Annotated in this window: 18 protein-coding genes, 1 tRNA gene and 1 pseudogene; 9 read left to right on the plus strand and 11 right to left on the minus strand. The window is 63.7% G+C overall.

What is annotated here, in order from left to right; genetic code table 11:
* Positions 1 to 36 precede the first annotated feature (36 nt).
* Complete coding sequence (locus tag ACEN9G_RS05580) at positions 37 to 933, plus strand: AraC family transcriptional regulator (RefSeq protein ID WP_483126475.1); 897 nt, start codon at positions 37 to 39, stop codon at positions 931 to 933.
* Positions 934 to 1,572: 639 nt separating this feature from the next.
* On the opposite strand, the gene ACEN9G_RS05585 is transcribed toward ACEN9G_RS05580, so the two are convergent.
* Positions 1,573 to 2,253, minus strand: coding sequence for a dCTP deaminase domain-containing protein (locus ACEN9G_RS05585; protein WP_413345146.1), 681 nt, complete (start codon positions 2,251 to 2,253; stop codon positions 1,573 to 1,575).
* A 182-nt stretch (positions 2,254 to 2,435) separates the two neighbouring features.
* Between ACEN9G_RS05585 and ACEN9G_RS05590 the strand changes: the two genes are divergently transcribed.
* Entirely contained in the window at positions 2,436 to 2,912 is a 477-nt protein-coding gene (locus ACEN9G_RS05590; RefSeq protein WP_483126476.1) for a deoxycytidylate deaminase, read from the plus strand.
* A 60-nt stretch (positions 2,913 to 2,972) separates the two neighbouring features.
* On the opposite strand, the gene ACEN9G_RS05595 is transcribed toward ACEN9G_RS05590, so the two are convergent.
* The 6 genes from ACEN9G_RS05595 to ACEN9G_RS05620 form a co-directional block, all read right to left on the minus strand.
* Positions 2,973 to 3,509, minus strand: a complete 537-nt coding sequence (locus tag ACEN9G_RS05595; RefSeq protein WP_483126477.1) for an IS630 family transposase — start codon at positions 3,507 to 3,509, stop codon at positions 2,973 to 2,975.
* Positions 3,506 to 3,973: a helix-turn-helix domain-containing protein gene (locus ACEN9G_RS05600; RefSeq protein WP_413346384.1), complete on the minus strand. Its 468-nt coding sequence runs from the start codon at positions 3,971 to 3,973 to the stop codon at positions 3,506 to 3,508. The genes ACEN9G_RS05595 and ACEN9G_RS05600 overlap by 4 nt, the downstream gene beginning before the upstream one ends.
* Positions 3,974 to 4,151: 178 nt before the next feature.
* Positions 4,152 to 4,685 carry a very short patch repair endonuclease gene (locus ACEN9G_RS05605; RefSeq protein WP_413341331.1) on the minus strand — a complete coding sequence of 178 codons (534 nt, stop codon included), beginning with the start codon at positions 4,683 to 4,685 and terminating at the stop codon, positions 4,152 to 4,154.
* Between the two features lie 152 nt (positions 4,686 to 4,837).
* Entirely contained in the window at positions 4,838 to 6,280 is a 1,443-nt protein-coding gene (locus ACEN9G_RS05610; protein ID WP_413341329.1) for an MvaI/BcnI family restriction endonuclease, read from the minus strand.
* Positions 6,281 to 6,591: 311 nt separating this feature from the next.
* The gene (gene dcm, locus ACEN9G_RS05615; protein WP_413341327.1) at positions 6,592 to 7,980 is read right to left on the minus strand and encodes a DNA (cytosine-5-)-methyltransferase; all 1,389 of its coding nucleotides are present in this window, start codon (positions 7,978 to 7,980) and stop codon (positions 6,592 to 6,594) included.
* 1,031 nt (positions 7,981 to 9,011) lie between these two features.
* Positions 9,012 to 9,102, minus strand: a tRNA-Ser gene (locus ACEN9G_RS05620).
* 171 nt (positions 9,103 to 9,273) lie between these two features.
* On the opposite strand from ACEN9G_RS05620, the pseudogene ACEN9G_RS05625 reads away from it, so the two are divergent.
* A pseudogene (locus ACEN9G_RS05625) lies at positions 9,274 to 10,595 on the plus strand (ISNCY family transposase).
* A gap of 173 nt (positions 10,596 to 10,768) precedes the next feature.
* A complete protein-coding gene (locus ACEN9G_RS05630; RefSeq protein ID WP_413341325.1) occupies positions 10,769 to 13,450 on the plus strand; it encodes a polysaccharide deacetylase family protein in 2,682 nt (893 codons plus the stop codon).
* A 71-nt stretch (positions 13,451 to 13,521) separates the two neighbouring features.
* On the opposite strand, the gene ACEN9G_RS05635 is transcribed toward ACEN9G_RS05630, so the two are convergent.
* Positions 13,522 to 14,433, minus strand: coding sequence for a lipase secretion chaperone (locus ACEN9G_RS05635; RefSeq protein ID WP_483126478.1), 912 nt, complete (start codon positions 14,431 to 14,433; stop codon positions 13,522 to 13,524).
* A complete protein-coding gene (locus ACEN9G_RS05640; RefSeq protein ID WP_413345341.1) occupies positions 14,430 to 15,356 on the minus strand; it encodes a lipase family alpha/beta hydrolase in 927 nt (308 codons plus the stop codon). The genes ACEN9G_RS05635 and ACEN9G_RS05640 overlap by 4 nt, the downstream gene beginning before the upstream one ends.
* Positions 15,357 to 15,513: 157 nt before the next feature.
* Between ACEN9G_RS05640 and ACEN9G_RS05645 the strand changes: the two genes are divergently transcribed.
* From ACEN9G_RS05645 to ACEN9G_RS05665, 5 genes are read left to right on the plus strand one after another with little or no spacing between them, the layout of a single operon-like run.
* A complete protein-coding gene (locus ACEN9G_RS05645; RefSeq protein WP_413345342.1) occupies positions 15,514 to 15,786 on the plus strand; it encodes a KTSC domain-containing protein in 273 nt (90 codons plus the stop codon).
* Positions 15,787 to 15,835: 49 nt separating this feature from the next.
* Complete coding sequence (locus tag ACEN9G_RS05650; RefSeq protein WP_483126479.1) at positions 15,836 to 16,963, plus strand: glycosyltransferase family 32 protein; 1,128 nt, start codon at positions 15,836 to 15,838, stop codon at positions 16,961 to 16,963.
* Positions 16,960 to 18,156, plus strand: coding sequence for a glycosyltransferase family protein (locus tag ACEN9G_RS05655; protein WP_483126480.1), 1,197 nt, complete (start codon positions 16,960 to 16,962; stop codon positions 18,154 to 18,156). The genes ACEN9G_RS05650 and ACEN9G_RS05655 overlap by 4 nt, the downstream gene beginning before the upstream one ends.
* On the plus strand, positions 18,153 to 18,986 hold the full coding sequence (locus ACEN9G_RS05660) for a glycosyltransferase (RefSeq protein WP_483126481.1): 834 nt from the start codon (positions 18,153 to 18,155) through the stop codon (positions 18,984 to 18,986). Before ACEN9G_RS05655 ends, ACEN9G_RS05660 begins: the two co-directional genes overlap by 4 nt.
* A complete protein-coding gene (locus tag ACEN9G_RS05665) occupies positions 18,983 to 19,816 on the plus strand; it encodes a glycosyltransferase family 2 protein (RefSeq protein ID WP_483126482.1) in 834 nt (277 codons plus the stop codon). The genes ACEN9G_RS05660 and ACEN9G_RS05665 overlap by 4 nt, the downstream gene beginning before the upstream one ends.
* On the opposite strand, the gene ACEN9G_RS05670 is transcribed toward ACEN9G_RS05665, so the two are convergent.
* Both ACEN9G_RS05670 and ACEN9G_RS05675 read right to left on the minus strand, forming a co-directional pair.
* On the minus strand, positions 19,813 to 20,601 hold the full coding sequence (locus ACEN9G_RS05670) for a hypothetical protein (protein WP_483126483.1): 789 nt from the start codon (positions 20,599 to 20,601) through the stop codon (positions 19,813 to 19,815). The genes ACEN9G_RS05665 and ACEN9G_RS05670 overlap by 4 nt on opposite strands.
* Positions 20,598 to 21,344, minus strand: a complete 747-nt coding sequence (locus ACEN9G_RS05675) for a hypothetical protein (RefSeq protein ID WP_440963946.1) — start codon at positions 21,342 to 21,344, stop codon at positions 20,598 to 20,600. Before ACEN9G_RS05675 ends, ACEN9G_RS05670 begins: the two co-directional genes overlap by 4 nt.
* Positions 21,345 to 21,371 lie beyond the last annotated feature (27 nt).

Raw genomic sequence — 21,371 nt, forward strand, 5'->3', positions numbered from 1 at the left:
AATCGTTAGTCCACACATCTTTTGCGAGAGTCCGGAATGATCGATCCCTTGGCCGACGTGGTCGGCCTGCTGCGGCCGGGCGTGCGCTACACGAAGATCGTCGGCGCGGCGGGCCGCTGGGGCGTGCGGCGCACGGAAGCGGGCGAGCCGTCGTATTGCGTCGTACTCGACGGCGCCTGCCTGCTCACGGCCGCGGACATGGATCCCATCGCGCTCGAACCGGGCGACTTCGTGCTGATCCCTGCCACGTACGACTTCTCGATGTCGAGCCTGCGCCCGCCGCCCGCACGCGACTTCGACAAGCCGCCCGCGCAGGTCGCACCCGGCGAAGTCCGCCACGGCACGCGCGACGGCCCGCCGGACGTGCGCTTCCTCATCGGCCACTGCGAGTTCGCGGCGCCCGACGCGGCCCTACTCGTGTCGCTGCTGCCGCGCGTCGTGCACGTGCGCGGCGAGGCACGCCTGGCCACGCTCGTGCAGTTGGTGAACGACGAAGCGCGCGCCGGGCGTCCCGCGCGCGACGTCGTGCTGGCGCGCCTGCTGGAAGTGCTGCTGATCGAAGCGTTGCGCGGCGCCGGTGGCACGGACGCGTCGCCGGGGCTCGTGCGCGGTCTCGCGGACGCACGCCTCGCGCACGCGTTGCGCGCGCTGCACGCGGCGCCGGAACGCGCGTGGACGGTGGCCGACCTCGCGCGGGAAGCGGCGCTGTCGCGCTCCACGTTCTTCGAGCGTTTCAGCCGCACAGTGGGGGTGGCGCCGATGGCCTACCTGCTCACCTGGCGGATGGCGCTGGCGCAGGACCTGCTGCGGCGCGGCGCGGGCAGCGTCGCCGAGGTGGCCGAGCGCGTGGGCTACAGTTCCGCGAGTACGTTCACCGTTGCCTTCGCGCGGCATGTGGGGCAACCGCCGGGGAGGTATGCGCGGGCGGCCTAACGCTGAGGGTTTCAGGATGAACATCATGCGCGCACCGCGTAATTCTTATCGATTAACGCTTTGCATGTGCGATATCAGTGTCTTGTACACGAGTGAAAACTCGACGAATCCATGGCTCGCCAAGAAATGTCTCCCGTGTCGAAGATAATGAATTCCGCGCCGATATGCTCAGCCAGTTGCCGGGTGAGAACGTAAGGAACCAGCATCGGCCCGTGCCGCGATGAAACTTCGGCAACGTGCTAGATCCTTGCCACGCTCAGGCGCGCCGTGCTCCCGACAAAGCCGTCAAGAGGATGTGTATGCATATCGGAGACCTTTCACGTCTTACGAATGCAGAAACCACTGGCCCAGCAGTGACGAGCTGCGGCATCCTGACAGGATTACGCGCCATTAACGCCGCGAGAAAAAATCGACGTCGTGAAAACGACACTGTGCTGGCTTCGGCCGGTGCGCGCGGTGTTGGCCTGACTGGCATAGGGGTATTGCTCGCGCGTTGTTCGGCCGCGCGCTCCTCAATGCCCCCGGTCCTAAATTTGAGGCTCTCATCGAGAGCGGCAGTGCCAGTCACGTAATCAACCTCTACCTTCGCATTTAACAAATCACAGTTAGGTCACCCTATAATCTAAGCCGTTCTTATGATCACGGGGATACTGGCGCAGTAGTGCCATTTACGCTTTCTTTGGCTGACGCCCCCCGCCCACTCGCTTGCTTATCTTCAGTTTTATCGTTCAGCTTATCAAGCTTCGTTTCCGATGTTCTGGATGACTGCTCCTTCTCGAGTTGTTCAACGCGCTGCTGCAGTTTCGCGACGGCAATCCTGTCATCATAAACACCCGTCCATACGGAAACTGCCATAGGCACAAATATTGCCAGTACGGCAATCAGAACACCGGCCCAAGTGGCTACGACAGCAATTTTTGGAGCGTTAAAGATTTTTCGTGCGACATCGTCGACGAGCGAGTTCATGTTCAAGAATGAATCCGAAAGATTGCGAGAATTTTTCTTGATCTTTTTTACATACTCATCCCGGGTCTCCGGTATCAATGTAGCCTGAGTAGGCAAATGTTCAAAGAACATAAGCCTCATAAACGGGTCGCCAGGACTGACTTTAAAGTCTTCTGTGCTAAAGTTTACAAGTGCGGTGGCAACGGGCCCTTTCCATCCCGGATCAACCACCCCAACATTAAGCGCAAAAATTCCTTTATGTGCCCAAGTAGTTCTTAGTGCAGCCACGGCAGTTGTGTCTGAAGCAAGATGGAAGTCTTCTTGGGATATTACCCAGACAACGCCTCTAGGCTCAAGCGTGAATGTGGTGTTCACTTCCTTACCGTTGCTGATGATGACACCAACGGTCGCGTCGTACGTTGAGTCTCGTTCCCCGCTTTGACTTGCCTGCTGGGACTGTCGTGGTTGCTGTACAATCCTACGCGTGGCGATTTCACTTTTTGTTAACAAATTCCCTCCTTCACATCAAAGTGACCGAAAATAAATTCGAAAATAAAATGGATGCTGACAGCTACTTTATGTCTGAAGCCCTGTCAGAACGACAGAAAACAGATGATCCTAAAGGTAAGATTGTACAACAGTCGGCTGTAGGTGCCGTGATAACAAAGGAAGAGAAGATTTTAAGCCGTTCCGCAAATATTCTTCCTCCTGCATTAAAGAGCCAAATGCAGAGAAACGGGGAAGCGGTCACGGAAGAGAGCCGATATCACCTTATCGAGCATGCCGAAAGGGCAGCTATTTTCAAGGCGCATTTGTCAAACTCTGATTTATCAGGAGCCACCATTTATTGCACGCGTTTTCCCTGTAGCGACTGTGCCAGAGCAATTGTATGGGCAGGCATCAAGCGTGCAGTATTTGCAGGAGGTTTTGCCGGGGAGCAGCGTTGGCTAGCTTCCCAACGCGCTGCATTAAAAATTTTACGCGACAGCGGTGTCACCGTACGCTATCTTTCGCCACTTAAGATTAAACTTTGAATCCGGACCATCAGCTCGGCGGTGAATTTCCGAGCCGCGGAAAAGTGTACGACTAAGTAGTCATGCAAAATTTATCGTGAACTTGCTGCCGAAGCCTCTCATCAAGGATTGAATCTCGTCGAGCAAATCTGCGCCGTTCCTGGCAACGAAGCGGCGCCAGAAATGCTTGGCATGCTTCCACAAGATCTCAATCCGATTGAGCTCCGGGCTATAGGGAGGCAAGTAGTACAGATACAGCCCGTGTTTGGCCCACTGGCGTCGCTTCTTCTCCATCAGGTCGCCCTTGTGAATACCGGCATTGTCGATCAAGACGATGCGTGGAACCGCGTAAGGCTGGAGCGCAATCCGATCGAAGAATGCGATCACATCGTCGCGTGTCGTCGGCCGTTGCTGAGTGCTCCAGGTCAGTTGGCCGTCGTGACGCAAGGCTCCAAGCACATTCACGCGCTGTCGGTGCGCGAGCGGTTCGACGGCCCGGGTCTCGCCGATCCTGCCCCAGCCGTACTGCACGGGAGGATTTGGACTGAAGCCTGATTCGTCGAAGTACAGCAGCTCGCAGCGTTGTTCATGGTCGAGCTTGGCCAGTGCGTTGATCACTTTTCTGGCGTACTCGAACGCCACCTGATTTCGCTTTTTTTTAGAGCGTACCGATAGCGCTTGTACGTGAAATTCATCTCCTTGAGATACCGTTTGGCTGTGCTTTCGCTGATCGACGCATGGTCTCGGCATTGCTCGATCTGGCGCAGCAGTGCAACCACGCTTCCGCCCTCGGAATGCGCCAACTCGCCAAGAGCCTGCTGCTGCTGAGGCGTCCACTTCCTTGGTCGACCGGTATGACGCCCCTCGTACAATCCGGCCAGGCCAAGCTTGTTCCAGCGTTGCCTCCACTGCTCGACGCTGTTCAGGTGCACCCCGAACTCATCCGCCGTTTTCTGCAGCGTTAATCCCTGACTCAACCGCAAAATTCCCTGTGCGCGCATCCGTGTCCGCGGATGCGGGTGGAACACGCCCATCTCACGCAGCGTGCGCCGCTCGTCTTCGGACAACTCCAAGTGCTTCATCGCCCAACCCCTGCTGCGTGATCAATTTAGCTTTGACAGCAAAAATTGGGCGACTACTTAGATCGCCGATTGCATATACAGGGAAGGCAAGAATCCCCAAGCGCCGCGACGACTGACGCGGCGGTGGACGGATGCCGGTGACCGGCCCACGCGGGGATCCGATTTCTGCGGGCTCGCATCAGGACCGCGCCGACCGGCCTGCAGGAAACTCGAAATCCCTACTAGAAACCGAAACCACCTCCGGCATCGCGGCAGGAGCCCTGACCGCGCCACGCAGTTCGATGCCCCCCGCGTCACTGCGCAGCCACTCCGCCAACGCATCAACGGTACCAGACAGGTCCCTGTCGCGTCCACGCAGTGCACATTCCCAGACGATTCCGACCCGCCACCCGGCATCCAGCAGCGCCCGCGTTACCCTAGCGTCGTTTTCACGGTTCCGGCCAATCTTCTGCGCCCAGAATTCCGTCCGCGTTCCCGGCAATCTGAAAAGTGGACAGTCATGCCCATGCCAGAAGCACCCGTGCACAAGGATGACTGCTTTCAGTCCCGGGAAAACGATATCCGGCTTGCCTGGAAGATCGCGGCGGTTAACGCGGAACCGGAAGCCCTTCCGGTGCAGCAGGCTGCGGATGACTTTTTCTGGCTTTGTGTCGCGTCCGCGAATTCCGGACATCATGCGACTGCGTGTCGTGCTGTCTACGATATCGACCATTGAATGCCTGAAAGAACGTTCAATCCCATGATACATCCGAGGCATATCCGGTGGCGCATCTCAGGCATACACTAACTCCTGTCCGGGCCGTCGGCCTCCGGCCTCCGGATCATGCTGCCTTGCGCACAATGCGCCGGCCATAGCGGTTACGCTCATGCAGCCCTGCGATCAGCCGGAGCATCCACGACCGTTTTCATCTCGACCACGGAGTACAACGCATGGGCGGCCTTAGTGATGTCATTAACGCGCCACTGGGCGCGGCGCTTGTTTTTGGAAGCGTCGGTTGCGTGCAGCTTGGGAGCCGGATCCAGATAGATCACACCGTCCTCGATTGCCTGCAGCAGACGTTCGGTGGTCGTGTCGCGGCACCACATCACTGTCCGCCCGAAGGTGACATGGTGTTCATAGCCCTCGGCGCACTCTGCCGTATTGGAGTTGGATACCTTGGTGGCTGGAATGTACACCACCTCATTGTGTTTGGCCCCCCAGCAGTTCATCAGCCGCTGGAGGCTCCATGAGGCGGCAACGGCGCCATCGGCGGCCACCAAGGCGACGTCGATGCGGTCAAGCTTGGGCGTCAGGGGCGTGGTGCGGTCGTAAGGAAAAACCTGAATGGAACCATCCGGCCCCGGGTGCAGCTCCCGGATGCGCAGTGTCAGCCCGGATTTGCCGCACTGCTCATTCGCCCGGTGGATGCCAGTCACGCGGTAGTCTCCGTCGGCGTCGCGGTATCCGTAAGTCTTCATGAATGCGGAAAAGTCGGCCGCGTAAAGCCCCCCGTCGGGCTCTGGCGTAAACAGCGTGACCTTAAGCTGGGTATGGGTCTTCAGCTCGATACCATACAGGTCCCCATCCTTGTTCGAGTTCGGGATGATGCCGAGCGCATGTTCAAGCGTGTAACCACATACCTGGGTACCGGAGAAAGGCAGTGTCTGGCCATAGGCATCCAGCCGGCAACCGCGCAGTCTCCGCCCCAGTACGCCGGCCAGTTTCATTTCGAGCATGTAACGACTGCCGGTGTTGAGCTGCAGGCGCTTGCATGCCGATGCCCGCGGCATGCCGGGAAGGGCGGCAACGCTGGCGGCGAAAGCCGGCGTCAGGCCAACACAGACGATTCCGACGCACCGGCCGAGCGGCAGACGCGCCAGCACCAGCACGCGCTTGGCATCGCCATACTGCTTTGTATAGGCAACGGATAGGCTGACTGGCATGCTGCCGTCGGCCGCCTGCAGTCCGGAGAGGCGCGCCTCAGGATATTGGGTATAGATGATCGCCTTGACCCGTTTCGCCGGCACGAGTGTGCCATCACAGCGCAGCCACGCAAAGTCGTTGAAGACCGCCTCGGGAATCCGTTTGCCTGGAGCCGAGCGGTCCTTGGTCAGACTTGTACTCTCACCCCTCTCAGACAGGGTCAAGTCAAAGTCATCAAACAGGACGCCGAAGTCAGCCGCAATGTAGATCTGGTTCTTGTCGTTGGCGTTTTTCGGAAGAACCTTGAGCAGAGCCCGCTCCGCCCCGATGGAAGCGAGAAGGCCGTTCAGCTCTTCGATATTCTGAAAGGTGTACTCGTACTGGGACAGGACCGGGGCATTCATCGATATCTCCTTGTAAAGTCACAAGATAACATCAATTTTTCTCATGGTCCATTTATTTTATGAAGTTTTTTTTATAAAAAATATCTTAGATTATTATTTCTCCTTTAAAATCAATTGCTTAAAGAATTTTTACTAGGAATACTCTGGCCATAACCGGGGCTTTGCTTGGTGAAAATTGACCGATTTTTGTCGCTATTGGGACTTGGACCTGAACGTGACCTTTCAGGATGACCGCGAGGCCATAAAAAAAGACCGGGCATATGCCCGGTCTTCCTTAACGACAGTCAGCAGAGGCGGCCACGTGGCCGGTGTCATGCGGCAAGCTTGCCCTCCGCCTTCTGCCGTTCACGCAGTATGCGCCGGCCACTCACCACACGGTCCTTCATCAGCTTTGCTACCGCCGTAAACACAGGAACCACGACCGAGTTGCCAAACTGCCGGTATGCCTGCGTATCCGACACTGGAATACGGAACTTCGACTCTCCCGGAGCGTCATAGCCCATCAAGCGTGCACATTCCCGCGGCGTGAGCCTGCGCGGCCGGTTCTTCTGGTTCTCCTCGTTATGCAGCCCGAGCGCCGGATCAAATCCGCGGTCAACAAGAATTTCCGAGCCATCCTTGTGGTAACGCGCCGAAAGCGTGCGCGTAACGTCACTGTCGCGGACAAGACCATACCCGAAGCCGTTTCCCTTTTCCTTGTGCTTTATAGAATAGTTAAACAGGTACTCCCACAATTTCGGCGTGAGGACATACTGTGGATCAACGTCACGGTCGAGAATGTCGCCCAGCTTCGGTTTTGAGGAAGGAAATTCCTTTGAAATATCCTTGAGAGTGAATCCGTCGTGGACGCCGAGGTCCTTGCGGAAGCCGACGAGCACGATACGTTCACGGTGCTGGGGCACGAAATGAGCACCGTCAATAACTTTCGGATCCAGAGAACCGCTAGCATCCGCATCGGCAACCCAGTACCCGAGTTCATCGAGCGCAGACATGATGACCCTGAACGTTTTGCCTTTGTCATGGCTCTTCAAGTTCTTGACATTCTCGAGCACGAAAGCCACCGGACGCTTGGCCGCAATGATCCTCGCGACATCGAAAAACAGCGTACCTTGAGTGTCGCATTCGAACCCGTGCTTGCGACCGAGCGAGTTCTTCTTCGATACGCCCGCGATGGAAAATGGCTGGCAGGGGAATCCGGCCAGCAGCACGTCATGATCGGGAATCTTTTCGTCGATGTGACGGTATGCCTCTTCCTCGCTGACGTCTTCCCTGCTGGTGAGTGTTACCTCTCGAATGTCCTCATTAAAGGTGTGAACACTTTCATCCGAGTAGTGGTTGGCCTTGTAGGTACGGACCGCGAACGGGTTCCATTCGCTTGTGAACACGCAGCGACCGCCCGCATGCTCGAACCCCTTGCGGATCCCACCGATACCGGCAAACAGGTCGATGAAGTCAAAATCGTACTTCCGGTCAGGCGGCGGCGCTTCGGGCAACAGCTGCTGCAAATGCTTGTATTCGGCATCACTGAACTCCAGTGGCAGTTTACCGTCTGCACGGCGCTTCAGCAGCTCACGCGTCCATACTCCCGGAGAAACTCGGTTCAAGTGCTCGGCAACGGATTTGGGATCGTAGCTCTCTAGGACCTTGCGGAGAAGGCACAAGTTGTCGCTTTCGGGGGATGTGGTGTTTTTCTCGGACATTATAAAACTCGATTCCTGGCAGCTGCCGGCCTGCCCCTGAAGGGAGAACGGAAAACGCAACATTATACTGGATGTTAACACAGCCTCTGCGCCATCAATGATCCCTGTACTATCAAACGACGAAACATTCTCATGGATCCGCGCCGGTCGGAGACCCTACGCACATGTCCGTTGATGTCAGCCGTTAAGTTGCCAGAAAGATGCCTAGGTTGTCCGTCTCCGTCAAAAATTTGGGCTACCGGCATCGAGCACAGCACCGCGCTCCAGACAGCAAGAGCCGACATCCACTACCGCCAGTTTCCGGCAGTAGTAGATGTCGCATGCATGCGGTCTGCTGAAAGGCATTTGGCAAGCGACATCACGACATAATCTCTTGCTTCGAACGATAAGGCGCCTCACGCCGGCACCTTCTGCCCGGTATCTCGCCAGCCGAGTGGACGGCTACCCTTACCTTACGCCGGCGGTTATCTGGTGGGCGCGCCGTAGCACGAAACATGATACCCGGATTTCGCAGCACTAGAGCCGGTGACCGGATCCAGCAGCACAGTTCCGAACTCCGGAACCTTGCTCGTGGCGGCCGACCCGGCTGGCCGCAGTTTGCAGTAGCCAAAGAGCGCGAGTTCCAGCCCTCAAGCTTGGCTCTTCGGCCAGCCCGTACCGCTTTACCGAACTCCTGTAACCGATTATCCAGCCCCACTGCCGTCGACCAAGCACTCGACTGCGTCACGGCATCTATTTCCACTTCATCCCGTCATTCGGACCTACCGACGCTTAGGTCACACTCTGTCTCAGGAACGGAATCAAACCAGCGCGCCTGCCTAGCAGCTCGGCCATAGCCTACAAGGCTTCTTTCTGATGTACGTAAAATGGATCAGCAGCAGTGACGATCGGGCTGAGGTGACGAAACTTGACAACGAGATTCGGCAAAAAACCCAACGTGACCTAAAGCTCAACGCTAGACGCGCAGACAACGCTACGAACCATTAACTAAGAAGTAAAAAGCCCTTGAAAATCAAGGGCTTCCATATTTTTGGCGGAGAGAGGGGGATTCGAACCCCCGATAGGCTATGAACCTATACACGCTTTCCAGGCGTGCGACTTAAACCACTCATCCATCTCTCCTGATGGGTTCACGAGCCAGCTGCTCGCGAAGCCGCCTATTATAACAAGGATTCTCGGCAGTACAAGGGTGTCATGCCACCGTGTGTTAGCGCAAAGAAGTAATGTCCCCCCTCCGCAAAGTAGAGATGTCCCCTAGGATTCGTCGTAGGGGAGGATGGGATAGTGATAGTGATGACGGCCAAGGATGTGTTGCGCGGCCAGGTGATGGCGCAAGTACTGGAGGGGAAGCTGGATCAGGGGAGCGCTGCAGGAAGGCTGGGGATCAGCGTCCGGCAAATCAAGCGGCTGAAGCGGCGAATGCTGGACGGGGGAACCGAAGGCTTGTTGAGCAGGAAGCGCGGCAAGCCGTCAAACCGGCGCACGCCGGCTGATGTTCTGGAGAAGGCGGTAGCCTTGATTGGGGCGCACTACGCCGACTTCGGGCCGACGCTGGCGTGCGAAAAGCTGGAGGAAATCCACGAGATCAAACTGTCGGTGGAGACGGTGCGTCAGGCCATGCTGCGCGCCGGCTTATGGAAGGCCCGGCGCGGCGCGGGAGCCCGTACCCATGCGATGCGCGAGAGGCGCGCCCGGCGCGGCGAACTGATCCAGATCGACGGTTCCCCGCACGACTGGTTCGAAGGACGAGCGCCACGTTGTTGCCTGCTGGTGTTCATCGACGATGCCACCAGCGAACTGATGGCGTTGCGCTTTGTCGATGCCGAAAACGACGCTCGGCTACATGGCGCTGCTGGAAGAGCATGTTCTTGCACACGGCCTGCCTGCCGCCATCTACAGCGATCGTCACAGTATCTTCCAGGTCAACCGGGGCGACTACAAGGACGTCAGCCACGCGCAAACGCAGTTTGCGCGTGCTTTGGAGCAATTGGGGATCGAGGGCATCCAGGCCAACAGTCAGCAGGCCAAGGGACGGGTCGAGCGGGCGGGCCAACCAGACCCTGCAGGATCGTCTGGTCAAGGAAATGCGGCTGCAGGGCATCAGCAGTCAGGAAGCGGCCAATGCCTGGCTACCGCAGTTCATCCGAGCCTTCAACCGTCGCCTTGCCGTCGTGCCAGCGACGCCTGACGACGCGCACATCCCCTTCGCCGGCACACATGCAGCCTTGCGGCGCATCCTGTCTGTCCACACCAGGCGCCGCCTGTCGGGCAACCTGAGCTGCCAACTGGATGGCATGCTCTATCAGGTTCAGGCGACGGGACAGGGGTTGGCCCTGCGCGGCGCCGATGTGGACATCGTGACGCATCCCGCCAGTGCGACGGAACTGCTCTGGCAGGGACGCGTGCTGCCCCATACGTGCAACAGCAAACCCATCAAGCAACGCGAGGCCGTCGACGCCAAGGACGTCAACACCAAAGTCGAGCAGGCGCTGACACGGCGCACGCCACCTCAGCCGATCGGGCACCCGTGGAAAAAACGCATGGCCACGCCACCCGGCACAGCGCAAGTACGCGCCGAATTCGCGCACCCCAAAGCCCACCTGGCCCCGGGCTGATCACCTTCCAAGGGGACATTTCTATTTGGGGCTGACCAGGTGTCGTGCCACCGGAGTCTGGGCCATGTCACGAAACGGCCAGTGCTTGCGCCACCACAAACGTTAAGTTTTCGTTAGCAAAAGTCACGCCGTTAGTGATATTGTTGCCGCGATATAACTTTTTCAACACCGCCGTGAAACGCAAAGCCCTTTACCTCGTCATCTTCGCCATCGCCGCAGCCGGCGCCGCCAGTGGGACCTGGATCGCCAACCGCAAGCCAGCTCCACCACCACAGGCAGCGCAGGCCACTGGGCCGACTAAAGAAGCCACCGCCATCGCCACCGACATGCAGCAGGTGCTGGCCGTCTACCGCAAGATGATCGTGCTGACCCAGGACGAAGCCGGGCTCTCCTCGACAGGTCAGGAAGAGGTCAACCGCGTCGGCCAGCAGCTGTTCCATGAAAACCAGGAGCGCATCAACAAGATCGACGATGCGCTGGCGAGCCTCGTCGGGTCGCAGAATCCGCGTCGTTTCGAGGCGGTCGGCGGCCTGCTCGATTACGTCGAGTCGGGCGAAGGCCTGTACGATGCGGACCGCCTCGCGTTCCGCGAACTGATGCAGTCGTTGCTGGCCAGCGTGGCGAAGGATTCGTCGCTGCCCGCGATCAAGCTGCACAAGCGGATCTCGGAAGACGTCGACGCGCTGGCCGAGATCGAGCGCAATTACGAGAAGGAGATCCGTGCCGTCTTCGGGCGCTTCGAGACGCGCTCCATCACGCTCAAGCGCGAGAAGTGGGACAGCTACGTCGCCTACCTGAAGACGCTCTACCAGCGCGACCGCATCCTCAAGGATTACGGTGTCGTGCTGCCCTACCCCGCCAGGCCGGAACCGCCGAACCAGGACAACAGCCCGACCGCGCAAAAGGAAGAGGACGAGATCTTCGGCAAGGGCCTGCCGAAGAAGACGATCGTGCTGACCTTCGACGACGGTCCGCACCGCCGCTACAGCGAGGAGATCGCCGCGATCCTCAAGCAGTACGACGCGCCGGCCGTGTTCTTCAGCGTCGGCCGCAACCTCGGTACGCTCGACGCGCATGGCGCCGCGCGGCTCAACGCGGGCGCGGAAGTCAGCCGCAAGCTGAAGGCCGCGGGCTATGTGCTGGCGAACCACAGCTTCTCGCACGCGCAGTTGTCGAAGGAGAGCGGCGACAGTCTGAAAGCCGAGATCCTCGATACGGACACGCTGCTGAAGGCCGTCGATCCGCAACGCTCCGCGCTGTTCCGCTTTCCCTACGGCGCGCGCAACAAGGAGGGCATGCACCTGCTGGCCGACGCGCATTTAAAATCCGTGATGTGGAACATCGATTCGCTCGACTGGGCCGATCCGGTGCCCTCGTCCATCGCCGATCGCGTGCTGCGCGCGGTCGACAAGGAAGGCCGCGGCATCATCCTGTTCCACGACATCCACGAGCGCACCGTGAAGGCGCTGCCGGCGATCCTCGACCGGCTCGTCGCCGAGGGCTACCAGTTCGCCGGCTGGGATGGCAACACGTTCCGCGTGAGCGGCGGTGCGCATGCGGCGCCGGTGCCGGTCGCGCGCGCGGCTGCGACGGGGTATGCGTCCTCGTGGGCGATCGTCGTCGGCGTCGACGGTTATCCGAAATGGCCGCGCCTGCAGTACGCCGTGCGCGATGCGGAAGGCGTCGGGCAGGCGCTCGTGCAAAAGTTCGGTTTCGCGCCCGACCACGTGGTCACGCTGAAGAACGAGCAAGCCACGCGCCGCGGCATCCTTGCCGCGTTCCACGATGTCGTGGGCCACGGCCTGCAGCCGAACGACCGCGTGTTCGTGTTCTTCGCCGGCCACGGCGCCACGCGCAAGCTGAGTTCCGGCCGCGACCTCGGCTACATCGTGCCGTACGACGCCGATCCGGAGAATCTCGCCAGCGACGCGATCCCGATGACCGAAATCCAGAATATCGCCGAGAGCCTGCCCGCGAAACACGTGCTGTTCGTGATGGACGCCTGCTACAGCGGCCTGGGTCTCACGCGCGGCGGCGCCAACGCGGCCTTTTTGCGCGATAACGCCAAGCGCCTCGGCCGCCAGATGCTGACGGCGGGCGGCACGGACCAGATGGTGTCCGACGGCGGTCCGAACGGCCATTCCGTGTTCACGTGGACGCTGCTGCAGGGCCTCGGCGGCAAGGCCGACCTGAATGGCGATGGCCTGATCACGGCGACTGAGCTGGCGGCGTACGTGGCGCCGGCGGTGGCCAGCGTGTCGCAGCAGACGCCCGCCTTCGGCAGCCTGCCCGGGTCCGAAGGCGGCGACTTCGTGTTCGAACTGCCGGAGGAAAGCGAATTCCTGAACACGAACACGGCGCAGCTGTCGAACGATGCCATCGCGCTCAACACGAAGCTGGACGCGAAGGCGTCGGCGCCGACCGCGCCCGTCGTCGTGAAGGACCTACAGGGCGGCGAGCAGACGATCAAGGCGCCGGTCGCGGTGCCGGTGTCGAGCCGCCAGCAGGCGCAGCGCGCCAACGACCACGGGCTGCAGCTGTACAAGGAAAAGCAGTACGCGCAGGCGGAGGCGCAGTTCACGGAAGCGCTGAAGCTGCGGCCGAACTTCGCGCTGGCGGCGAACAATCTCGGCTTCGTCTTCTACAAGCAGGACAAGTTTGCCCAGGCGGCGCGCTGGTTCGAGAACGCCATCAAGATGGATCCGTCGCGCGCGATCGCGTACATGAACCTGGGCGACGCGTATGCGCGCGCGGGGGATGGCGAGAAGGCGAAGGCCGCGTACAAGACTTATCTCGAGCTGGCGCCGACCGGGTCGGGGGCTGGATACGCAAAGCAGCAGGTGGAGAAATTGTAGGGTGGGCGGCCCTCCGCCCACGCGGACGCTTGCGATGCGTTGACGTCACGCGTGGGCACGGGGTGCCCACCCTACGGAGTTTCGTATGCTGGTAGTCTCCGCTGCTCGTCTTCGCTGAACATCCGGCCGCGCAGCGCCGCCACGGCTGCCTCGTCGTTCAGTCCGCGGCGCTGAACCAGATACGCTTCGATCCGCCGCTTCCACGCCGCCTCCTCCCGATCGACATCCGCCAGCCGCTGCGCCGCATCCGCGCCAAACGCCTCCGCGCGCAGGCGGAAGACATCTTCCTCGCCCGCACCGCCGGCCCGCAGCCGTTCCGCCTCCTCCTGCACGCGCACGATTTTCAGAGGCGCCTCGCGCGCCGCGCGCACATCGGCAGGCAAGCCGGCATCCAGCGCGGCCAGGCGCGCCTGCTTCTGCTGCGCGTCCAAAGTGCGGTCGTCGCGGATCGCCATGCGTGCCAGGGCCTCCGCATTGGCGGCATCCTCGCGGCCGAAGATCGCGGCGATCTCGCGCTGGCTGAAATACCGCGCACGCAGTCCGCGCAGCGCGTCGAGCCGGCGCTTCAGGGCCGCGGCGTCCTGGCCGGCCAGCCTGCGGTCGGCGCCAAGGCCCGCCAGCGCCTGCCGGTACGCGATGTAGCGCGTCAGCACGCGCTTCGCTGCCGCGGCGGCCGCCGGCCGCAAGGTGCGGTCCAGTTCACGCTCGATTTCCGCCCGCACCGCGGCGGGCGATTTCTCGCCCACGGTGCTCAGGTAGTAGTCGAACAGTTCGATCAACTGGGCGTCCGCGACGACGCTGTCGTCCGGCGCCACGTGCACGGCGCCGTCCGGCCGCGTGCCCAGCAGCGATGGTGCGAACGACTTCGCCGGCGGGGTGACGGTCACGGTTTGCATTGCCGGCGCAGGCTGCCCGGCCAGCATGGCAAGCCACAGCGTGCCGGCCGCGCCGAGCGCCAGGACGATGGTCGGACTGCGGTTCACAGGCCCATCTCGCGCAGGCGGTTGGCGTGCTGGCGGTACAGCGTGACGGGATTCGTCTCGAACAGGTTGACGAGGCCCGCCACCTGGTTCACTTCGTCCAGGTGGTTCAGCGCGTAGTCGTCGCGGATCACGCGGCCCAGGTGGCTGGAGCAGCTGCCGACGAGGCCATCGTTCTTTTCGCCGCGGAACGCCAGCGACACGAGGCCGAGCGGCGCGTCGATCGGGTCGAGCAGGTTCGTGAACGGCTGCGCGCCGCTCCACGAAAAGTAATACACGCCTCCAACCTGGTAGGCGCCCTCGCCGCACGCGGTCGTCGGCAGACCTTCCGGATGCGCCGCATTGAACTTTGCGGCACCCGCGGTCGTCAGCGAATCCAGCGCCGCCGGCGACACCTGCGCGCTGCTGTCGCCGGACAGGAAGGCGATGGTACCCGCCAGGCCGTCGACGATGGACCCCAGCACGGCTTCCGAAAAGGTCCCCGGCGCGACCGTGCCGCGGATGACGTCCGCCACCGCCGACCCTTTATTCACGCCGCCGACGCTCGTCACGGACGCGACGAGGTTCGGCGCCACCGAGGCGACGTAGCGGATGGTCGGACCGCCGTGGCTGTGGCCGATCAGGTTGACCTTCCGGGCGCCGGTCGCGGCCAGCACCTGCTTGACGTAGGTGAGCAGCTGCTCGCCGCGCACTTCCGTGCTGTTGGCGGCGCTCACCTGGGCGACGTAGACCTGGGCGCCGTCGCGGCGCAGCGCGTCCGTGATGCCGAACCAGTAATCGAAGGGGCCGATGCTGTCCCAGCCGAGCAGGCCGTGCACGAGCACGATCGGGTAGCGGGTCTGGGTATAACCGGCGGCGGATGCGGACAGCGGCAGGAACGACAGCGCGAACAAAAGTGCGGCGAGCCAGCGGGCGAAACGTTTCATCGGTTAGTCTCCTTTCTAATGATTGTCGTACGGCTGAGCCAGAGTACGGTCAAGCGGAGGACCCAACAAGGCATGCACGGCCGCACGGGACGGATTGGCTTGCCGAATCAGGTGAATGTCCCAATAATCCATGCATCGTCAGGGGAGAAAACCACACATGGACATGAAACGCATCAACGCGGGCAAGCTGCGCGCGATCGGCTACGACGCGCGCGAGCGCATCCTGCGCGTGGAATTCGACGACGGCAGCGCGATCGATTACTCGGGGGTCGGCGGCGAGGTATGGCGGCGGTTCTCGACGTCGGGCGCGGCCTGGAGTTTCTATCGCGACAATATCGAGGAAGAGTTTGCCGGCAAGCGCGGCCGCGCACAGGTGGACAGCAAACGGGCGGAGCTGGAAGCGTTGTTCAGGCAAGCCGGCGAGCAATGACGGTGCCAGGACGCATGCTGGGCTACAATAGGCCTCTCCGGTCTCATCCATGAACCTGTTCAGCATACTCATCGCCGACCAGCCGCCCGATGCCCCGCCGCGCCTGCCGCCGGCGGTCGCACGCAACATCGGCTCGTTCAAGGAACACCATCCGGGACTGCCGCATCGCCTGTACGACCAGCCGGCCATCCGCGCCTTCCTGCGCGCGCACATGGAAGCGGACGTGTGCCGGGCCTACGAGGAACTGCTTCCGTACGCATACCGGGCCGACCTGGCACGCCTGTGCCTGTTGCACGAGTTCGGCGGCGCCTATGCCGACCTGTCCGTGTTCTTCCATGCCGGGCTGCCGCTCGAGTCCGGCAAGCTCGTCGTGTTTCGCGACCGCGCGGTGGATGCCCCGTGGATCGTCAGCAACACGATCATCGCGGCGCCCGCCCGCCTGCCCGCGTTCGAAGCCGCGATCCGCATGATCGTCGCCCATTGCCGCCGGCGCTACCGCGGCGTGTCGTCGCTGTGCCCGACCGGTCCCGTCCTGTTCGGCAAAGCCATCGCGTTGCACTGCGAGCCGGAGCAGATCCACTTGGGCGAGGTGATCAACGTCGCCCAGCGCGAGACGACCGAGACCCTCGCGTTCGTCGACGCGACGAACGGCACGCTGGTCGCCTACCGCGCCAAGTCCGCGGCCGGCCTGGACGTCCTCGGCATGGACGCGGGCGTCAACAACTACAACGACTTCTACAACGCCCGCCTGGTGTACGCCAGCGACTTTCCGGTCATCATCAAAGCGGACTTCCTCGCCGCCCATGGCGCTCCCGGCGGCCGGCTCGAGGGCACGCATTGGCTCCTCGCGCGCGACGGGGGCGACGGCGCGCTCGCCGCCGCCGGCCGGTGTCGCCTGCCGTTCCCGTTCGCGGCCGGCCGCCACCGCGTGCTGCTCGACCTGGCCTGGGCGACGCCCGGCGAGGTGGGCCTGGCCGCCACGGCGCACGGCTCCGGGGCGACGCTGGCCTGCGCGCGCCGGCGCATCGACGCGGCCGGCCCGGCCAGCGTGACGCTCGACCTCGACGTCGAAGCGAGCCGCAAGGACATCGTCGTCGCCATCCTCGCCGCGCCCGGCGCCCGCGTCGCGGTGGCCGGACTGCGCATCGAGCGGCTGCAAGCGGACATACCGACATGATCAAGTATATTTCCTATGGCGACACGACCGGCTATGGGCTGGCGGGGCTCGCCTACCTGCGCGGCCTGGTGAACCTCGGGCTGGACGTCCACTGGCAGCCGATGTTCTGGGGCGCCGACGGCCTGCAGCGCTGGCTGCCGGCCATGCCCCCGCAACTGCTCGAGGTCGTGCGCGCCGCCGGCGCCGACCCCGCGCTGCGCGATCTCGGCCCGCTGCTGCAGCGCACCGCCGCCCCGCGCGACTACCGCATCGTCGTCGCCCACCTGGTGCCGGAATACCTGCCCGCGTGCCTGGAACCCGGCAAGGCGAACTTCGCCTACTGCACCTGGGAATCGGATCGCATACCGGCGCACTGGCCGGCCATCCTGAACCGGTTCGACGGCGTCCTGGTACCGTCGACGTTCAATGCCGAGGTGTTCCGGGCCGGCGGCGTGACCGTTCCGCTGCATGTGGTGCCGCACATCCGCCGCCACGCGCACGACGACGTCGCGCCCGGCCAGCTCGACGACATGCGCCGCCAGCTCGGCATCCCCGCCGGGCACCACGTGTTCTACACGATCGGGGCCTGGATGCTGCGCAAGGACTTGCCGCGCCTCATCGAGGCGTTCGTCGAGGAATTCGACGCCGACGAGCCGGTCGCGCTCTGCATCAAGACCTCGACCCGGCCCGTCCATTTCCCGCTGCCGCACGAAGCCGGCAGGACGTCGCTGCAACTCGTCGAGGCGCAGCTGGCGGCCCTGCGCGCGCGGCTCGGACGCCCGCGCCTGCCGCCCGTCGCGGTGCTGGCCGGCGACGGCATCAGCGGCGCCTGGATCGACCGCCTGCACCGGCTCGGCGACACCTATGTCTCGCTGACGCGGGCCGAAGGCTGGGGCATGGGCGCGTTCGACGCCGCCGCGCTCGGGCGTCCGGTACTCATGACCGGCTGGAGCGGCCACCTGGACTTCCTCGGGCGCGACCATCCCGGCCTGATCGGCGGCACGCTGGCGCCGATCGACTGGCCCGGCACCTCGTACGGCCCCGACCACCGCTGGGCCGTCGCCGACGTCGCCGACGCGCGCAGCAAGATGCGCTACCGCTTCGTGCACCGCGGCCAACCCGATCCGCACGCCCGCCTGCTCGGCGAGCGGATCGCCAACCTGTACGCCGAGGGGCCGGTGATGCGGCGCTTCCGGCACGCGATCGGAGCATGAGCATGGTGCCGCGCCTGTTTCACTTCGTATTCGGCCTGAAGGAACAGACCGAGCCCTTCCACCTGGCGCATTACCTGTGCCTGGAATCGTGCCGCCGGATCAACCGTCCGGACGCGATCTGGTTCCATTACGCCAACGAACCCCATGGACCGCTGTGGGAACGGATCAAGCCGCACCTGACGCTACGCCCGGTGACCCGCGCCGCGCTGCCGCTGGCCGCCTACGCCGCCTCGGAAGAAGGCCGCGGCATCGCCGCCGCCGGCTGGAGCTATGCGCACGAGGCCGACTTCATCCGCCTCCAGGTCCTGCGCGAGCATGGCGGCGTGTATGCCGACATCGACACGCTGTTCGTCGCGCCCATGCCCGACCACCTGTACGGCCACGCCTGCGTGCTCGGCGACGAAGGCGCGCTGCCCGACGAACGCGGCATCCTGCGGCCGTCGCTGTGCAATGCGCTGATCCTCGCCGCGCCGGGGGCGCCGTTCGTCGCGCGCTGGCTCGACGCCTCGTACGGCGCGTTCGACGGCAAATGGACCAGCCACTCCTGCCAGCTCGCGAGCCGCCTGTGGGAACGGCATCCGGAACTGGTCCACGTGGTGCCGCGCGAGTACTTCTACCGTCACCCCTGGACGCCGGACGGCATGCGCAACCTGTTCGAGCGGCTCGACCCGGACGTGCGCGACGTCTTCAGCCTGCATTTGTGCAGCCACCTGTGGTGGAGCGCGGAACGCACCGATTTCACCCGCTTCCACGCCGGCCTGCTGACCGAGGACTACGTGCGCGCCGGCGCCACCACCTACGCCATGCTGGCGCGGCCGTTCCTGCCATGAGCGGCGCCGCACTGGCCGACTTCCTGCCGCAACCCGGCCGCGGCGTCGATTTCAGGCTGGGCCAGGACGGCGTCCTGGTCCAGCGGGGCCGGCTCGACCTGGTGGCGTTCCCGCGGCGGCCGCTCGTCTCGTGCCTGATGGTCACGCGCGGCCGCCTGTTCCCGGCGCGCTTCGCCGTCGACGCCTTCCGCAGCCAGACCTGGCCGGAGCGCGAACTGGTGCTCGTCTGCGACGCCCCGGGCACGCCGATCGAGGCGCATTGCCGCGCGCTCGACGATCCGCGCATCCGCGTGGTGACGCCGGACCGGCCCGCCGGCAGCCTGGGCGAACTGCGCAACCTCTCGCTAAGGGCCGCGCGCGGCGACTGGATCTGCCAGTGGGACGACGACGACCTCTACCACCCGCAGCGGCTCGAACTCGGCATGCTCCTGCTGCAGTCGATGCAGGCCGACGCCATGTTCCTCAGCCGCTGGCTGCTGTGGTCGCCGGCGGCGCGGCGCCTCGGCGTGTCCGGCGCGCGCGAATGGGAAGGGTCGATGCTGGCGCGGCGCGCCGCCGTCCCCGACTATCCCGGGCTGGCGCGCGGCGAGGACACGGAAGTGATGCACGCCATGCTGCGGCGCGGCCGCATCGCGCTGGTGGACGCGCCCTGGCTGTACACGTACGTGCAGACCGGCGCGAACACATGGACGGCCCGGCATTTCGAGGCAATCTGGGAAGCCGCCACGCTGGTGGAAACGGAAGCGCGCTACGCCGCCGCGCTGGCCGCCCTCGAGGCCCAGGGCCCGTATCGCGCGTACGCGACGGCGGCCGCGCAGCGGCCGGACTAGGCGCCGCGGCTCGAGCCGGACTTCGGCGCGACGTGGGCCTCGACGCCGTGCGCGCGCATGAATTCGACGCGGCGCGCATGCAGCGCATCGTTCGGGTCGAGCGCGCAACACACGGTCGCCGCCCCGGTGCAGCCGTGTGGCTCGCGACGCAACTGTTCGAACACCAGCCGGTCCTCGCCGTCGCCGCTCGCGAACGCCGCGCACGACCACAGGTGCACCACGTGCAGCAGCTGCAGCTTGTCGATCGCCAGCCCGCTCGGGCGCACGAAGCCGCCGAAGGACTCGGCGTAGATGCCGCGCCCGACGCCCACGCTCTCGAGCCCGTCCACGCAGAGTTCCTGTCCGGTATTGCCGTCCGCGTAGATCGAATACGAGTACGCCCATTTCTTGCCCTCGATCGCTTGCAGGATGCGGGCGCAATGGTCTTCCTTCAGCCAGTCGTCGTCGTCGAGGTAGACGACCACGCGGCTGTCCGCGAGCAGCGTCAGCGCGGAGCGCAGCGAGCCGCCGTAATACGAGGCGTGCGGTCCGCCGTGGCGCTGCGACGTCGAGTAGCCGAGGTTGATCAGCGTAACCGTCACGTGTGGCGGGCATTCGGGCGCCAGCTCGTCCAGCAGCGCCGCCAGGCGCCCGTCCGGGTCGCAGTCGACGCCCAGCAAGACCTGGATGCGGCCGCCCTGCCCGTCCGCGAGACGTTGCCGGAACACCGAACGCACCGCGCGCGCCAGCGAGGCGCGGCAGGTGGTGACGATCGCCACGGCGACGGCATGGCGGCTCGGGTTCATAGCGGCCGCAGGGCGAACGGATAGGCGTCCGCGCCGGCGCGCCGGGCAACGCGCAGGCGCACGTCCTCGGCGCCCTGCGCGCCCGGCCGGTGATGGGTCCCGTCGCGCTGCGGAGCGTGGGTCGAGGCCAGCCCGACGTCGTTGAAAAAGAGCGGCAGCGTGGCCGTATAGCAGATGGCGCGGCGGTACAGCAGGTGGTCGGCCACCAGCTTGCCCCAGGCATGCACGCCCGTCAGGTCGAGGGCGACGCCGTCCGGGCAGTAGCGCGCCAGCAGGGCCTGCATGCCCCGGCGCGACACCACGTAGGCGCCCGCCGAATAACATGCCGGCTCCCATTCGTGCCACAGGATGCCGTGCCGCAGGTACAGCTCGCCCAGCTCCAGCACGACCGGCGCATGGCTCACGTGCAGTTGCAGGATCTCCCAGTCGGGCGGCGCGGTGGCCAGCAGGGCTGCGCCGTCGAACAGGTGGTGCGAGCGGACGTCGTCCTCCAGCACCAGCGCAACGGCGGCGCCCGCGCGGTACGCGGTGCCGACGGCGCGCAGGTGCGACGCCATGATCGCCAGCTCCGGCAGCGAATTGACGAAGGGTTCGCGCACGCGCACCGGCGGCAGCGTGTCGGGCGTCACGGCGTCGATGCGCGCGTGGACGACGCCGGCGCGGTCGAGGAACGCCTGCGCCAGCGCGCGCCGCTGCGCATCGGCGGCGCGGTTGATCCAGAAATGCGGTAGTCCTTCGAGCATGCGCAGCAGTCTATCCCAAATGCGCGG

The organism is Massilia sp. Masssp94 (assembly GCF_059491305.1).

Excerpts from the sequence above, each read along its gene's own strand:
- ACEN9G_RS05580 (WP_483126475.1), top strand. The coding sequence starts at position 37 with ATGATCGATCCCTTGGCCGACGTGGTCGGCCTGCTGCGGCCGGGCGTG.
- ACEN9G_RS05590 (WP_483126476.1), top strand. The coding sequence starts at position 2,436 with ATGGATGCTGACAGCTACTTTATGTCTGAAGCCCTGTCAGAACGACAG.
- ACEN9G_RS05600 (WP_413346384.1), bottom strand. The coding sequence starts at position 3,973 with ATGAAGCACTTGGAGTTGTCCGAAGACGAGCGGCGCACGCTGCGTGAG.
- ACEN9G_RS05605 (WP_413341331.1), bottom strand. The coding sequence starts at position 4,685 with ATGGTCGATATCGTAGACAGCACGACACGCAGTCGCATGATGTCCGGA.
- ACEN9G_RS05610 (WP_413341329.1), bottom strand. The coding sequence starts at position 6,280 with ATGAATGCCCCGGTCCTGTCCCAGTACGAGTACACCTTTCAGAATATC.
- dcm (WP_413341327.1), bottom strand. The coding sequence starts at position 7,980 with ATGTCCGAGAAAAACACCACATCCCCCGAAAGCGACAACTTGTGCCTT.
- ACEN9G_RS05640 (WP_413345341.1), bottom strand. The coding sequence starts at position 15,356 with ATGAAACGTTTCGCCCGCTGGCTCGCCGCACTTTTGTTCGCGCTGTCG.
- ACEN9G_RS05645 (WP_413345342.1), top strand. The coding sequence starts at position 15,514 with ATGGACATGAAACGCATCAACGCGGGCAAGCTGCGCGCGATCGGCTAC.
- ACEN9G_RS05650 (WP_483126479.1), top strand. The coding sequence starts at position 15,836 with ATGAACCTGTTCAGCATACTCATCGCCGACCAGCCGCCCGATGCCCCG.
- ACEN9G_RS05655 (WP_483126480.1), top strand. The coding sequence starts at position 16,960 with ATGATCAAGTATATTTCCTATGGCGACACGACCGGCTATGGGCTGGCG.
- ACEN9G_RS05660 (WP_483126481.1), top strand. The coding sequence starts at position 18,153 with ATGAGCATGGTGCCGCGCCTGTTTCACTTCGTATTCGGCCTGAAGGAA.
- ACEN9G_RS05665 (WP_483126482.1), top strand. The coding sequence starts at position 18,983 with ATGAGCGGCGCCGCACTGGCCGACTTCCTGCCGCAACCCGGCCGCGGC.
- ACEN9G_RS05670 (WP_483126483.1), bottom strand. The coding sequence starts at position 20,601 with ATGAACCCGAGCCGCCATGCCGTCGCCGTGGCGATCGTCACCACCTGC.
- ACEN9G_RS05675 (WP_440963946.1), bottom strand. The coding sequence starts at position 21,344 with ATGCTCGAAGGACTACCGCATTTCTGGATCAACCGCGCCGCCGATGCG.